The 14,880-nt window shown below is 67.3% G+C and carries 10 protein-coding genes and 1 pseudogene; 7 read left to right on the top strand and 4 right to left on the bottom strand.

Annotated elements, in window-relative coordinates; all coding sequences use genetic code 11:
* Positions 1–49 precede the first annotated feature (49 nt).
* Together FZP69_RS00110 and FZP69_RS00105 are read right to left on the bottom strand one after the other, a co-directional pair.
* Complete coding sequence (locus tag FZP69_RS00110; RefSeq protein WP_240137400.1) at positions 50–340, bottom strand: DUF7561 family protein; 291 nt, start codon at positions 338–340, stop codon at positions 50–52.
* A 413-nt stretch (positions 341–753) separates the two neighbouring features.
* Positions 754–975 carry a YgaP family membrane protein gene (locus FZP69_RS00105; protein WP_152039373.1) on the bottom strand — a complete coding sequence of 74 codons (222 nt, stop codon included), beginning with the start codon at positions 973–975 and terminating at the stop codon, positions 754–756.
* A 181-nt stretch (positions 976–1,156) separates the two neighbouring features.
* Between FZP69_RS00105 and FZP69_RS00100 the strand changes: the two genes are divergently transcribed.
* Complete coding sequence (locus tag FZP69_RS00100) at positions 1,157–3,496, top strand: DEAD/DEAH box helicase (RefSeq protein WP_152039372.1); 2,340 nt, start codon at positions 1,157–1,159, stop codon at positions 3,494–3,496.
* Between the two features lie 43 nt (positions 3,497–3,539).
* Here the strand turns inward: FZP69_RS00100 and FZP69_RS00095 are convergent, their stop codons facing one another.
* Positions 3,540–4,184: a VOC family protein gene (locus FZP69_RS00095; RefSeq protein ID WP_152039371.1), complete on the bottom strand. Its 645-nt coding sequence runs from the start codon at positions 4,182–4,184 to the stop codon at positions 3,540–3,542.
* Positions 4,185–4,314: 130 nt separating this feature from the next.
* Positions 4,315–4,965: an HAD family hydrolase gene (locus FZP69_RS00090; RefSeq protein ID WP_152039370.1), complete on the bottom strand. Its 651-nt coding sequence runs from the start codon at positions 4,963–4,965 to the stop codon at positions 4,315–4,317.
* Between the two features lie 212 nt (positions 4,966–5,177).
* Here FZP69_RS00090 and FZP69_RS00085 point away from each other — a divergent pair, with 212 nt between their 5' ends.
* From FZP69_RS00085 to FZP69_RS00055, 6 genes and pseudogenes are all read left to right on the top strand, one after another.
* Complete coding sequence (locus tag FZP69_RS00085; RefSeq protein ID WP_152039369.1) at positions 5,178–6,653, top strand: hypothetical protein; 1,476 nt, start codon at positions 5,178–5,180, stop codon at positions 6,651–6,653.
* Between the two features lie 423 nt (positions 6,654–7,076).
* Positions 7,077–8,870 (top strand): PGF-CTERM sorting domain-containing protein, encoded by a 1,794-nt coding sequence (locus FZP69_RS22190; protein ID WP_192918399.1) that lies wholly within the window; start codon positions 7,077–7,079, stop codon positions 8,868–8,870.
* Positions 8,871–9,074: 204 nt separating this feature from the next.
* A complete protein-coding gene (locus tag FZP69_RS00070; protein ID WP_152039368.1) occupies positions 9,075–11,069 on the top strand; it encodes a hypothetical protein in 1,995 nt (664 codons plus the stop codon).
* A 69-nt stretch (positions 11,070–11,138) separates the two neighbouring features.
* Positions 11,139–11,861: pseudogene (locus FZP69_RS00065) on the top strand (Sjogren's syndrome/scleroderma autoantigen 1 family protein); the annotation flags it as partial.
* 217 nt (positions 11,862–12,078) lie between these two features.
* Entirely contained in the window at positions 12,079–13,155 is a 1,077-nt protein-coding gene (gene endA, locus FZP69_RS00060; RefSeq protein WP_152039366.1) for a tRNA-intron lyase, read from the top strand.
* A 1-nt stretch (position 13,156) separates the two neighbouring features.
* Positions 13,157–14,812 carry a tryptophan--tRNA ligase gene (locus FZP69_RS00055; protein WP_152039365.1) on the top strand — a complete coding sequence of 552 codons (1,656 nt, stop codon included), beginning with the start codon at positions 13,157–13,159 and terminating at the stop codon, positions 14,810–14,812.
* Positions 14,813–14,880: the final 68 nt, after the last annotated feature.

Below are 14,880 nucleotides of genomic sequence, written 5' to 3'. Positions count from 1 at the left end.
CGGGTAAATCTAGCGCTCGCCGTTCTCGTTCGTCGTCTCCGTTCGCCGTCTATCGCTCGTCGTCGGGGCCGCCCGAACCGTCCTCGGCCGAGGGGCCGGGGTCGTCGTCGACCGAGAGATCGTGGTCGTCCTCGACGGAGAGGGCGGCGACGTCTTCGGCCGTGACGTCGTGATCGTCCGGGAGCCGCTCGATACAGTCGAAGCAGAGGAAGTGGTCGGTGCCGTCGGCGAGTTCGAGGTCGATCCCTCCGGAGGACTCGGTGGCGAACGTCCAGAAGTCGCCGATACCCCCGCCGATCCGGACCTTCGAGCCGCATCCGTCACACCGTTGCGAGGCCATCGGCGAGTGTAGGGACGGGCAGCGGATAAGCGCGACGGGGGCGGCCCTCGGGAGGTTTCGGACGTCGTGCAGGTCACGTTGTTCGAACGCGTGGCCCGGGCACCCGGACCCGAGTCACCGCTCGTGTTCCCGTCGGTCGCCTGTTCGTGCCGGTCGCCTGTTCGTACCAGTCGTCGAGCGGTACACGGGCCGCGACAGTACACGCCGGACGTCGCGGCGTGCGCGCGTGCGAGTCGTTCACCGGACCGCGACATCGACCGAGCACCGAGTGGGGTGCCGAGCGACGATCAGGAGGGAGTGACGAGGACGAAACGACACGTATCGAGTGACGAGCGACCGGAGAGACACGACCGCGCCGCGGTCGGTGTCCGGTTCCCTGTTCGGCGACTCGACGAGGGGACCGTGACCCCGTCTCAGCCGTCGATCGGACAGGTGTCTACACCGAGCAGCGCGTTCAGGGGGCACCGCTGGACCGCGCCCGTCACCGCGAGGATCGCGCCGACGACGAGAGCGGCGATGGCGCCGACCGTCCCCAGCGGAATCGCCCCTACGACCGCAGCGAGGCCCACGAGGAGCAGGATCGGTCCGACGACGAGTCGCGCTTTTCGGTCCATTCCACCGACGTTTTTTTGCATCAGTTTCACCATCCAGTCATTCGGTCTCTGGTATATTGTACTCTATGCACAAAACCAAACCCCGAGAATCGATATCCCCGCCGGTCCTCCCCGCGGCCACCGCAAGTTTTTGGTCGAACGGGCACCCCCCTCCGACCATGGCTACCCCCGGGACCCCGCTGCGAGAGGGAGGCGTCCGCGAGTGAAAGTGGCCGAGGCCCTCCCCGAGTTCGCCGACGCGTTCGGCTTCGAGGAGTTCAACCGGATGCAGCGCGAGGCGCTCCCGGCGATCATGGAGCGCGACGAGAACGTGGTCGCGGCCGCCCCGACCGCGTCGGGCAAGACCGCCCTCGCCGAACTGGCGATCTGCAAGACGCTGCGGGAGGGCGGGACCGCGCTGTTCATCGCGCCGCTGCGCGCGCTGACCAACGAGAAGGAAGCCGAGTGGGAGCGGTTCGAGGACCTGGGCTACTCGGTGTACGTCGTGACGGGTGAGCGCGACCTCAATCCACGCCGGGCGGAGCGGGCGGACATCCTCGTGATGACGCCCGAGAAGACCGACTCGGCGACGCGGAAACACGACTCTCCCAGATACGGCTTCGTCACGGACGTCGACTGCGTCGTCATCGACGAGGTACACCTCCTCGACTCGGATTCGAGAGGAGGCGTGCTCGAGGTGACTGTCTCCCGCCTCCGGCGGCTCTGTGCTCCCCGCGTGATCGCGCTGTCGGCGACGATGCGGAACGTCGCGGACGTCGCCGCGTGGCTCGACGCGGTCCCCGAGACGACGTTCGAGTTCGGCGACGACTACCGACCCGTGAAGCTCCACGCGGGCGTGAAGACGTACAGCCACGGCGAGAACAGCTTCGCCGACAAGTACCGCCGCCTCTACAGAGCGTTCGACCTCGCCGAGCCGCACATCCGCGACGACGGGCAGGCGCTCGTCTTCGTCTCCTCGCGGCAGGACACCGTCCAGGCCGCCCGCAAGGCGCGCGACGAGTTCGCCGAACGCGACGTCCCGATGGGCGCGCGCGGCGACTACGACTTCCACAACGACGCCAGAGAGCTGTCGAACGACACCCTCCGACAGTCCGTGGTCGACGGTGTCGGCTTCCACCACGCGGGGCTGGGGAAGACGGACCGCGACCTGGTCGAGCAATGGTTCCGCGAGGGGACGGTCCAGTTGCTCTTCTCGACGTCGACGCTCGCGTGGGGCGTGAACCTCCCCGCCCGGTGTGTCGTCATCCGCGACACGAAGTACCACGACCCGCTCGAGGGCGACGTCGACATCTCACCGCTGGACGTGATGCAGATGCTCGGCCGCGCCGGCCGACCCGGCTACGACGACGTCGGCTACGGCTGGGTGATCTGTGACAGCGCCGACGCCGACCGCTACCGGACGCTCATCCGCGAGGGCAAGGACATCGAGTCACATCTCGCCGAGGAACTCGATTCGCACCTCAACGCCGAGATCGCCATGGGCACGATCGACGACCTCGACGACGTCCTCTCGTGGCTGGAGACGACGTTCTACTACGTCCGTGCACGGTCGAAACCGGACGAGTACGGCTTCGACGGGCTGCGCGAACGCGTCCGTGAGACGCTCGAGTCGCTCGTCGACCGCGGCTTCGTCGAGATGGACGACCTGTCTGTCGAGCCCACGTCGCTGGGCCGACTGGCGTCGAAGTACTACCTCGACCTCGCCACCGCCCGGCGGTTCCACGACCTCTCCGACCGGGCGTACGTCGACGTCGACGCCGTACTCGAGGCGGTCGCGAGCGCCTCGGAGTTCGACTCCGTCTCCTGTCGCGCCGCCGAACACGACGCCGTCGACTCCGTCCTCGCCGGGTTCGACACGACACTGGAGGGTGGAAACCGCAAGGTGCTCGCCATCTGTCGGGCGGCGATGGCCGGTTCGACCCCGACCGAGCTCCGGAGCGACGCCTGGGTCATCCGACAGAACGCGTTGCGACTGCTGGCGGCGCTCCGCGAGTTCCTCGACACCTTCTCCGGACCGCGTGCGGCCAACCTCGCCCGGCGCGTCGAGGCGCGGGTCGAACACGGTGTCTCCCGGGACGCGGTCGGACTCACCGCGGTCGACGGGGTCGGCTCCCGCCGTGCGGGTCGGCTCTCCTCTGCCGGGCTTCGGACGCCCGCAGACCTCGTCGCCGCCGGCATCGAGACGCTGACGCGAGCGGACCTCTCTGAGGGAGTGGCCGAGCGGGTGGTCGACTCCGCGACGTCGTTGCCGGCCATCGAACTCGACTGGGGGGCGTTTCCCGACACCGTGACGAGAGGCACCAGCGCCGTCCAGGAGGTGACGGTCGCGAACACGGGCGGGGGTGCACGGACCGGCGTGCGCGTGACGGTCAACGGCGTGGAGATGACGACGAAGACGACCTACCTCTCGGACGCCACGCGGGTCCCAGTCGGCGTCTTCGGCGCGACCGACGACGAGCTCACCTTCCGTATCGAGGTGACGTTCCCCGACCTGCCGTTGCTCCCCGTCTCGGAGGAACGGACGGTGCGCGTCGTCGACTGAGGTCCCGTCGGCGGGGTCGGCCCGCCGGCGTCCACACCGCTGTTCAGTACCGCATCACGAGCGGTGCGTCCGGCCGAATGTCGAGCGTCTCTCCTCGTCCGCCGTCGTCGAACACGAGCGTCATGCGATGCGTCTCCGCTGGCTCGATGTCGACCAGTCGGCTCACCGCGCTCAGCGCGTCGGAGGGCGTGTCGGCCGTCGGCGTGTGGAGCGTGACCGACGTCAGCGCGGTCAGTCCCGCGTCGTGTTCGGGCGGGTCGCTCGGGGAGCACCCCCACGACAGGTAGAATAGGAACGGCTCGGAGACGACTCCCGCATTGTCGCCCACCTGGATGTCGCGGTCGGCCGGGAGGTACGGCGGCTCGTAGTCCCACGCGGGGAACGGTGGCGTCTCGACAGCTGTGTCGGCTGGCCGGAAGCACAGTCCGAACGGGGAGGCGTCGCCGTCGCGCCGGGTCCAGCGCTCCAGCAGATGCGTCGGTCGCATCGCCTCGCTCTCCGCCTCGTCCCTGTCGTGCACCCACAGGAACTCGAGCATCGCGTTCTCGAAGAAGAACCGGCGGTTCGTCGTCCCCTGTCCGGGGTGCGTCCGCGACGCCCCCTCCGTGAGACCCGCCTCGACGAGCCCGTCGGCGGCGGGCGCACCAGGGGCGGTCATGACGAACACGTGATCGACCTCGTACGACACGGGTCTCACTCTCCCCGACAGCACAGCCGCGAGCACCAGTCCGCGCGTTCGTCCTCGACGCGTTCGGACGACGTTCCGGGACTCTCGACGCCGAGTGCCGCCGTCCCGGTGCCGTCACGAGACCGCACGCTCACTCCAGCCCGACCAGTCGCGCGAGCGTCGCCCGCAGCTCCTCGGGTCCCTCTGCCACCTCGTCCGCGGCGCTGTGGTCGACGTCTTCGTTTTGTGGTGTCCGATACGCGACGGTGTACGCCCCCGCTCGCGAGGCCGCCAGTACGCCGTTGTACGAGTCCTCGACGACGACGCACTCGCCCGGGGCGACGCCGAGTTCGGCGGCAGCGTGTTCGTAGACGTCGGGCTCGGGTTTCCCCGGTCCGTCGATGTCCTCGGCGCTCAGGACGAGGTCGAGCGGGTCGAGTCCGAACCGGTCGCGGACCACCGTGATCCACGGCTGTGGCGCGGAGGAGACGATCCCCACGCGCACCCGTTCGCGGAGGGCGTCGAACAGCTCCGTCGCTCCGTCCATCAGGACGACCCCGTCGCCGTAGACGACGTCCATCGCGTACTCGTCGTACCGGCGGACGAACTCCTCTTTCGAGACCGTCGTCCCGTACGTCTCCGTGAGGTAGTCGTATATCTCGCGGTAGTTCCGACCCGTGATCTCGGCTCTCGTGGGCGTCCCCAGGGTCGCCTCGGCGAACACCCATTCGTCCTCGAACGCGTGCCAGAACCGTTCGGAGTCGACCAACACCCCGTCCATGTCGAAGAGTACAGCGTCCACGGTCCGAGTCGGACGCCCTGCCTCAAAGCTCTGCTGACGCCCACGTGTCCGTACATCTTCGAAGACAGTCAACAATTTCTGAAATTCAGAAAATAGTGTTTTAATTTCGAGCAATACGTGAGTAATATAAGGTTCCACGAGCGAGTCCACGCCATGGCCGCCTGCAGACCACCCGCGTCTCGAACGGCCCCTGCACGAAGACGGCCACCCCAATGACCATGACCCAGCGCACCACTACTGCTGCCGGACTCGTCGTCGCCCTCCTGCTCGTCAGTGTCGCGTTCAGCGTTCCGGGGATCGCCGCGACCGGGCCTCTGGATGGGCCGGCGCAGGTGGATAGTGGCGATTCCACAGACTCCACTGACTCCACTGACGATTCTACCGACGACTCCACAGACTCTACCGACGATTCTACCGACGACTCTACTGACTCTACTGACTCCACCGACGATTCTACCGACGACTCTACTGACTCTACTGACTCCACCGACGATTCTACCGACGACTCTACTGACTCTACTGACTCCACCGACGATTCTACCGACGACTCTACTGACTCTACTGACTCCACCGACGATTCTACCGACGACTCGACCGACTCTACCGACGATTCTACTGACGATTCTACCGACAGCACGGAGACACCAGACGACACCGAAACCCCAGACGACACCGAAACACCGGAAGACACAGAGACACCGGACGATACCGAAACACCGGAAGACACAGAGACACCGGACGATACCGAAACACCGGAAGACACAGAGACACCGGACGACACGGAGACACCGGACGATACCGAAACACCGGACGACACGGAGACACCGGACGATACCGAAACACCGGAAGACACAGAGACACCGGACGACACGGAGACGCCAGACGATACCGAAACGCCGGACGACACCGAAACGCCGGACGACACCGAAACGCCGGACGACACCGAAACGCCGGACGACACCGAAACGCCGGACGACACCGAAACGCCGGACGACACCGAAACGCCGGACGACACCGAAACGCCGGACGACACCGAAACGCCAGACGACACCGAAACCCCGGACGATACCGAGACAGACTCGACCAGTTCCTCGAGGTCCGACGATGACGACACCGGAGGCGGCGCGAACGCCGTGCCCTACGTCGGCAACTCGGACGAATCGGACGAGCCGGAGAACGACGATCCGACGACGACATCGACAGCGACGACTGCTCCGCCCTCGACGCCCGGTCCGGTCACGGTTTCGACTGAGCAGTCGAGCGTTTCGGCGGCGACGAACGCAACGATGACCATGGCTGACGTGGACGACACGGTCGTGACGGACGTCTCGTTCGAGTCGGAGCAGATCACCACGAACGAGCAAGCGGTCGTGGTGGTGACCGTGATGAACCCACAATCGGCGACCGACACCCACACGATCGATCTGGAACTGTTCGACCAAGTGGTCAATTCGCGGAAGGTCACGGTCCCCGCAGGGGGAACAGCGACGGTACGGTTCGCCCACAACATCGTCGCGTCGGGGACGTACACGGCGCGGGTCGACGGCGAGACCGACACCGTCGACGTCGTCAGATCGAGCGAGACGCCGTCCCCGACCACGACGTCGACGACGTTCCCCGGGTTCGGAGTGGTCGCCGTGTTCCTCGCCGTCGTTCTCGGTAGTGTCCTCCTCGCTCGACGACACTGACGGCGTCCGTCTGCTCTCGGTAGTGTCCTCCTCGCTCGACGACACTGACGGCGTCCGTCTGCTCTCGATCACCCCCGACTCACGGTGCGGAGGGCCGACGCGTCACCTCCGAGCTCGCCTCCGAGTAGTTCTCTTGCGCGAATTTCACTAGATAAGAACACTCTCTGAATTAATTATTTTTATCCAACTTCCGACTGACATTTACGTGGTGAGTTCTAGTATCGGAACGACACCCGGACCAGTGGCGAGTCCACTTCTGGACGATCCCTACACATCAAACTATGAACACCCGACTACTCCCTGTTCTCGGTCTGTGCCTTCTCCTGCTCGTAGCACCGCTCTCCGCTGTCTCTGTCGGTGCGGTGCAGACGTCTCCTACCTTCGTTCAGGAAGAACCCGACTCGGTAACGAGTCAGATCCTGTTTGACGACGTGGAAGACGAGAGAGAAGAGGAAGACGACGAGGACGAGAGAGACGCGGAAGACGACGAGGACGAGAGAGACGCGGAAGACGACGAGGACGAGAGAGACGCGGAAGACGACGAGGACGAGAGAGACGCGGAAGACGACGAGGACGAGAGAGACGCGGAAGACGACGAGGACGAGAGAAGACGACGAGGACGAGAGAGACGCGGAAGACGACGAGGACGAGAGAGACGCGGAAGACGACGAGGACGAGAGAGACGCGGAAGACGACGAGGACGAGAGAGACGCGGAAGACGACGAGGACGAGAACTCGGACGACAACGACTCAGACGACCCGGGGGATCGTGGCGAGGGAGGTTCGAACGACAGGTCCGACGAGTCGGACGGCCACGGTGACAGCGACGACTCAGACGACACTGACGACTCCGACGGCGCCAGTGGGAACGCAAACGCTCCCGACGAAGGACAGGAGAAGTCGGATTCCGAAGACGAGGAGGCGGAGACGCCGGAAGACGAAGAGACGGAGACGCCGGAAGACGAAGAGACGGAGACGCCGGAAGACGAAGAGACAGAGAAGCCAGAGGACGAAGAGACAGAGACACCCGAGGGCGAGGAGACAGCCACCTCAGAGGACGAGGAGACGGAACCGCCAGCGGACGAGGAGACAGAAACGCCGGAAGGTGAAGAGACAGAGACACCCGAGGACGAGGAGACAGAAACGCCGGAAGGTGAAGAGACAGAGACACCCGAGGACGAGGAGACAGAGACGCCAGAGGACGAAGAAGAAGAGGGCGGCGAGAAGGAACCGGAGAAAGAAAACCAGGACGACAGTACGTCGGGAACTGAGGACGAGACCGGTGACGAGCCGTCCAATGCCTCCGAGGATCGAACCGATGGCTCGAACGATGACGCTTCAGAGGACCAGTCCGAACGGCCGGCCGACGAAGGAGCACCGGACGACTCAGAGAGTGAGTCGTCCGACACCACCGAAGAAGGCGACACCTCGGACAGTTCAGACAGTTCAGAGACGAGTGACTCGTCCAGCACCACGCCAGACGAGAGCGACGAGAACGATACCTCGGGTACCTCCGACACGAGCGACTCGTCGAGATCGAACGGTTCGCCCGACACGAACGACCCGACAGACGAGGCAGATTCATCAGATTCGACGGACGAGAGCGACTCGTCGGCCGACGACACGGACGGATCGGATCGCCACAACGACGATGATGACGACACCGGAGGCGGCGCGAACGCCGTCCCGTACGACCCCGAAGACGACGAGGAGACGACCACGACGGTGACGACGACGGCGACACCCCTCGGAACTCCCGGTCCCGTCACGGTCCTCACCGAACGGGCGAACGTCTCGACGGGCGACGAGGAGGCCGCGATGGTGGACAGCGACGACACGGTCGTCACGGACGTCTCGTTCCGCTCCGAGCGGATCCGGACGGACGAGGAGGCCACGGTCGTCGTGACGGTGCGGAACCCCCAGGAGACGGCCGACACGCACACCGTCGAACTCGAACTGTTCGGCCAGGTCGTCAACGCGCGGGAGGTCACCGTTCCCGCTCGGGGAGAGACCACGCTCGAGTTCGTCCACAACATCGTCGCGCCGGGGACGTACACGGCGCGGGTCGACGGCGAAACTGCGACGCTCCGCGTCCTCGAACCCGGCGAGACGCCGTCCCCGCAGCCGACGACGTCGACGACCTTCCCCGGATTCGGCCCGGCCGTCGCGCTCGTCGCGCTGGTGCTCGCGGCGCTCGCACTCGCTCGCCGCGACTGAGTCCGCCGCACACGTCCGCTCCCGACGTCACCCCCGTCGACACGGTGTGTGTCACCGCCGTCGCTGGCACCGTCGACGCTGTCGCGTCGTTCGCGCGTCGGACCGCCGTCTGCCACCTCCGGACAACACTTATACTGCGGGACCTCCCCGTAGTGGACGACCCGGGTTCGCGCCAGGTGTCTCCTGGTCGGATCCCGCCGCATCATGAACGGGCGCTCACTCACGGTTCTCGTCCTGACGGTACTGCTGGTCGTCACGCCGGCGTCCGTCGGTGCGGTGGACGCGTTCAGCCCGGCTCCCACGGCAGAGACGGAGCGGACGGGTCCACTCCACGAGCGGTCGCCGTCCGACGGTGACGTCGTCGCTCAGGTCGACGAGGACGAGAACGCGACGGGTCCGGGCGTCTCGTTCACCGCGCCGAACGCAACGAACGGCTCGACGTACGAGTACGAGGTAGCCGCCTTCGAGACCGTGACGGACTTTCGGATCGACGTGACGGGTACCACGACGAGCGAGTGGGACAACGAGACGGGGGTGAACGTCGAACCCGGCTCGACGACCGAGATCGCACCGGCGGGGAACGTCGATCCGGGTGGACCGGCCGACGGTGCCCCTGAACTGGTGGTGACCGGCTCGACGCGCACGAACGCGCCGTTCAGCGACCGCGACGAGATCAGACAGTTCACCGCGGGCGAGTCGGCGGAGTTCGGCTTCGAGGACCCTCCGAACAACCTCACCTCCTTCACCGTCTCCTACGCGTTCGCGAGAGGGACCCCGGTCGTCGACGTTCGCGTGGTCGAGGAGAGACCGGACGGAACCGCGGGCGAAGGGACCCTGATCGCCAGCAACGTGAGCCTGTCGTCGGGGAGCGACACGTTCGACCTCGACGGGTACGGCCACACGTCGGACTGGATCACCGTCGAACTCGTCGCACGAGGCGGCTCCGGCTTCCGGAACGTCGCCACGATGGACCACCACGAGGTCCGATTCGTGGCTGGCGGTGTGAGCTACCGGGAGACTCCGAACGCCGAACTCCGCTCGGAGCCGACGGGTCTCTCGATCAGTTCGGACGACGGGACGAACCACACGTTCGGTACGTTCCGTGACGGCGAGACCAAGACGGCGGCGTTTCCGATCTCGACGAACGCCTCCCGGCTCGACTTCTCGGCGACGGGCGGCGTGTACGACTACACGCTCCACCTGCGAGCGCGAGCGGGGACCGTCGACCCCACCGTCTCGGTCAACGGCCACGCGACGGGGTACACGGGACGGCTCGCCGACGGTGAGACGGTGTCGCTCACGACGGACCCCTCCTGGATCCGTCGCGGCACGAACCAGGTGACGGTCACGGTCGGTGGCGAAGCGTCGGCGGACGGACCCGAACCAGGCGTCGGCCTCGCCTACTCGCACGACGTCCAGCTGTCCACGACGCCGACCCCGACCTCGACACCGGACGACGGAAACACTGGCGGTGGGAGTAGCGACAACGACGACAGCAGCAGCGATAGCGACGACGACAACGACAGCAGTAGCGATAGCAACGACGACAACGACAACGACGGCAGCAGCAGCGACGACGATGACAACGACGACAGCAGCAGCGATAGCGACGACGACAACGACAGCAGCAGCGGGGGCGGGGGTGGTGGCGGAGCCGGGGTTGCTGACGACAGCGACGACGGTGCCAGCGGCGGCGGTGCCAGTGGTGCCAGCAGCGCGTCCCGGACGACCGAACCGCCGACGGCGACCGCGACACCAACCCCCGAAGCGACGACGGGCGACGGTGCGACCCCGGCCCGACTCGACGACACCGCGGTCGTCGACGTCTCCTTCGAGCAGGAGACGATCCCGACGTCGGAGGCCGCGATCGTCGTCGTGACGGTCCAGAACCCCCACGAGACGCCGGACACGCACGTGGTCGAACTGGAGATGTTCGGGGAGGTTATCAACTCGCGGGAGGTCACCGTCCCGGCGGACGGGGAGACGACGGTCCGCTTCGAGCACAACATCGTCGCGCCGGGGACGTACACGGCGCGGGTCGACGGCGAAACCGCGACGCTCCGCGTCCTCGAACCCGGCGAGACGCCGTCCCCGCAGCCGACGACATCGACGACGTTCCCCGGATTCGAGCCGGTCGCCGTCGTCCTCGCGCTCGCTCTCGCTCTCGTCTTCGGGGTGCGCCGCGCTCGACGGCGCTGACACCCGCTCCTCCTGGTACGAAACCTTTCGGGCGAACGTTCAAACCGGAACGGGCGGCCACGGGGTCGCATGGACTCGGCCCGCGTCTTCGCCGGTGACTGTACCACGACGTTCGAGGGAACCCGCGACCGTACCACCCGGGGTCGTGTCGTCGTCCTCGTCAAACCCGACCGCACCGTCCTCGTCCACGACGCGGACGGCTACCAGCCCGTGGCGTGGCTCACGCGCCCGGATTCGCTCGCCGTCGAGGAGGACGCGTCGGGCTTCGGTCTCACTGCGCGGGCCGGCGACCAGACGCTCCGCGTCGTCGCTCACGAGGTGACCGGACGGGCGACCTACCCGGTCACGGAGGCGGGCGTCCCCGTCGGCCACCATCCCGAAACGGGCGAACCGCTCGTTCGCGCTGGCGGCGGCGTCCTCGGCGTCGACTCCGGCGTCCGGTTTCCGCTCGTCGCGGGCGCGACCGTGCTCGACGAGACGTGCGACGACTGCGGTCTGCCGCTGATGCGTGTCGAGCGCGGGGCCGTCTTCGAGGTGTGCGTCGACCGGTCGTGCGAGCCGCTCGACGACGTGGTCCGCGAGCGGTTCGACGGCGCGTGGTCGTGCCCCGACTGCGGGTCGCCGCTCCGCCTCCTCAGGCGATCGGGTCGACTCGTCGCCGGCTGTGACGACTATCCCGCCTGCGAGACGGCGTTCTCGGTCCCCGCGGGCGTCGTCGTCGACAGCTGTGACTGCGGGCTCCCCGTCTTCGAGACGGCCACGAAACGACGCTGTCTCGACGGGACGTGTGAGCTGTTTCGCTCCCCGGGCAGTCCTCCCGCAGGTGGGGTCGGTGACGAGAACGTGCGCGACGGCGGTCGCGCGAGCACCGACGAGAGCACCTCCGACGACGGGCGCGTGCCAGACGGCGACGACGAGTAGCGACGACGGCGGCGGAGACGACGTCGACGAGGCGGCCTGAGCGCGTGCAATCGGTGAGCCTTTGACGCCGCCGCGCGGCGTGCGCGGTATGCAAGGGACGCTCGACGCCGACGGTAGCACCGTCCATCTCGCCGGTGACGCCCGTCAGCGCTTCTACGACTCCCGTGGCTACGGCCGGCCGACCGAGGGCGGCGGGCTAGCTCTCGCCCCCGTCGAGGCCGCCCACCTCCTCCAGCGCGGCGACATCGACGGGATCGTCGTCGACGACGAGGCACTCGACTTCCGCGCGTTCCTCGCGCGGACCGGCATCGTCCTCGAGTTCGTCGTCTACAAGGACCTCCGCGACCGCGGCTTCTATCTCTCGCCCGCGGCGAGCGCGGACGGGACGACGGACGCGGACTTCGTCGTCTACCCCAGGGGCAGCGGGCCGTGGGACGACGAGGTGGCCTACCGGATCCGCGTCGTCGGCGAGCGCGCGTCGGTCGCGCTCGACACACTCGGCGCGGTCGTCCTCGCGGTCGTCGACGAGGACGGCGAACTCACCTACTTCGAGACGACGACCGAGACTCCCGGCGGCACGCTGGCCGACGACCCACCCACGGCGCTGACGGGGACGTTCCTCGGCGACCGCGTGCTCGTGTGGGAGCCGCCCGACGCGGCGTATGAGGCGCACTTCTACGGCCAGCGTCTCCACGGGCGCAACGCCAACGAGGGACCGCTCCAACTCTCGCTCGTCGAGGCGGCCTTCCTCGCGCGACGGGGAGCGCTCACGGTGACGGACGCCGAGGGCGACGGCGACACCGCCACCGACGGGACCGTCGACGGCGGCGAGCGAGCGGTGATCGCCCGCGGTCGCGCGGTCGAAGGCGAGCGGTTCGACCGCCGCCTCCGGGCGTACACCGCGCTCCGCGCCGCCGGCGGCGTCCCGAAGTCGGGGTTCAAGTTCGGTGCCGACTTCCGGGTGTACGAGACCTTTTCGACCGTCTCGGACCTCTCTCACTCCGACTCGCTCGTGCGCGTGGTGCGGTCGGATCACGCCGTCCTGCCCAGAGACCTCTCGCTCGACGTCCGCCTCGCCGGCGGGGTTCGCAAACGAATGGTTTTTGCGCTGACCGACGCCAACGGTGGAGTAGACTGGCTCTCCGTAGCCCGGTTGACCCCCTGATATGACCGACGACACACCCACGGAGACGGACGCCGACGACCCCGGAGTCGAGACCGAGCGTCGCCCCGACGGCGGCACCGCGACCGGCGCCGACGACGTGACGCTCGACCCGTGGGGCTCGTCGACGATCGCCGACTACCGCAAGCTGTTCGAGGAGTTCGGCATCGAGGAGTTCGACTCGGTGTTGGAGGAGGTGCCGAACCCGCACTACCTGATGCGTCGCGGCGTCATCTTCGGCCACCGCGACTACCGGCCCGTCGCCGAGGCCCTCCGCTCGGGTGACCCCGTGGCCGTCCTCTCGGGGTTCATGCCGACGGGTGACCCACACATCGGCCACAAGCTGGTGTTCGACGAGATCATCTGGCACCAAGAACAGGGTGCCGACGCCTACGGGCTCATCGCCGACCTCGAGGCGCACTCCGCGCGCGGTCTCACGTGGTCCGAGATCGACGAACACGCCCGCGACTACCTGCTCTCCCTCCTGGCGCTGGGGTTCGATCCGGACGAGGGAACCCTCTACCGTCAGTCCGGCAACCGCGAGGTGCAGGACCTCGCCTTCGAGCTCGGTTCCAAAGCCAGGTTCGCGGAGTTCGAGGGCATCTACGGCTTCGACGGCGAGACCTCCGTGTCGCACATGCAGAGCGTCGTCACCCAGATGGCGGACATCCTCTACCCGCAGATCGAGGAGCCGAAGCCGACCGTCATCCCCGTCGGCCCGGACCAGGACCCCCACGTCCGCCTCGCGCGCGACCTGGCGGCCAGAATGCGCTTTTTCAAGATCACGGAGGCGTACTTCAGCCAGGAACTCACGGCGGCGGAGCGCGTCCTCGTCGCCGACGCGCACGCGTCGCTCGTCGACCGCGCGGACGACGGCGACGTCCGCTGCGTCCACGGCGCGCAGTACCTCGTGGACCCGGACGCGGTCGACTTCGACGCCGACCGGCCCTCCGTCGACGACCGCGCGGTCGGCGAGATCGACGATCCGGCCCGCGCGAGCGCCGTCGAGAAGCTCCGGAACGCGGGCATGGAACCGCTCCGCCCGCGAATCCGCTTCCTCTCGCGCGACGCCTCCGACGACGCCTTCGAAGCACTCGTCGAACGCGTCGACGGCGAGAAGCGCCGGTACGACGAGCACGTCGACGCGTTCGACCTCTCGCGCGCCGAGGCCGAGGAACTCGCCCGCGAGGTCGAGGTCGACACCGGCGGCTACGGTTTCTACCCGCCCTCGTCGATCTACCACCGCTTCATGACCGGCCTCACGGGCGGAAAGATGTCGTCGTCGATCCCCGCGAGTCACATCTCGCTGCTCGACGACCCCGACAACGGCTACGCAAAGGTGAAGTCGGCGACAACTGGGGGTCGGGACACCGCCGAGGAGCAACGACAAAAAGGAGGAGAGGCCGACAAGTGCCCCGTGTACGAGCTGTACGCGTACCTCCTCTCGGGCGACGACGACGACTTCGCGAAGGAGGTGTACGACGAGTGCGTCGGCGGCGAACGCCTCTGCGGCGACTGCAAGGAACAGGCGGCGGTGTTGATGCGGGAGTTCCTCGAGGACCACCAGGAGAAACGCGAGGAGGCCGAGGCGCTCCTCGCGGACCTCGACCTCGACCTCGACTCCCCGCGGCGACGGGTCGCGGGCGAGACGACCGACTGAACCTGGCGAACCCCCGGTCGGACGACCGTCAGACCGAGGACGACGGTCGAGACCGAAACGACAGAACG

Source organism: Salinigranum salinum, from assembly GCF_009176545.1.
Taxonomy (GTDB): domain Archaea; phylum Halobacteriota; class Halobacteria; order Halobacteriales; family Haloferacaceae; genus Salinigranum; species Salinigranum salinum.
This window is presented reverse-complemented; position numbering and strand designations above follow the sequence as displayed.

Coding starts and splice junctions, on each gene's coding strand:
- FZP69_RS00105 (WP_152039373.1), bottom strand. CDS start 975: ATGCAAAAAAACGTCGGTGGAATGGACCGAAAAGCGCGACTCGTCGTC.
- FZP69_RS00110 (WP_240137400.1), bottom strand. CDS start 340: ATGGCCTCGCAACGGTGTGACGGATGCGGCTCGAAGGTCCGGATCGGC.
- FZP69_RS00085 (WP_152039369.1), top strand. CDS start 5,178: ATGACCATGACCCAGCGCACCACTACTGCTGCCGGACTCGTCGTCGCC.
- FZP69_RS00070 (WP_152039368.1), top strand. CDS start 9,075: ATGAACGGGCGCTCACTCACGGTTCTCGTCCTGACGGTACTGCTGGTC.
- endA (WP_152039366.1), top strand. CDS start 12,079: ATGCAAGGGACGCTCGACGCCGACGGTAGCACCGTCCATCTCGCCGGT.
- FZP69_RS00055 (WP_152039365.1), top strand. CDS start 13,157: ATGACCGACGACACACCCACGGAGACGGACGCCGACGACCCCGGAGTC.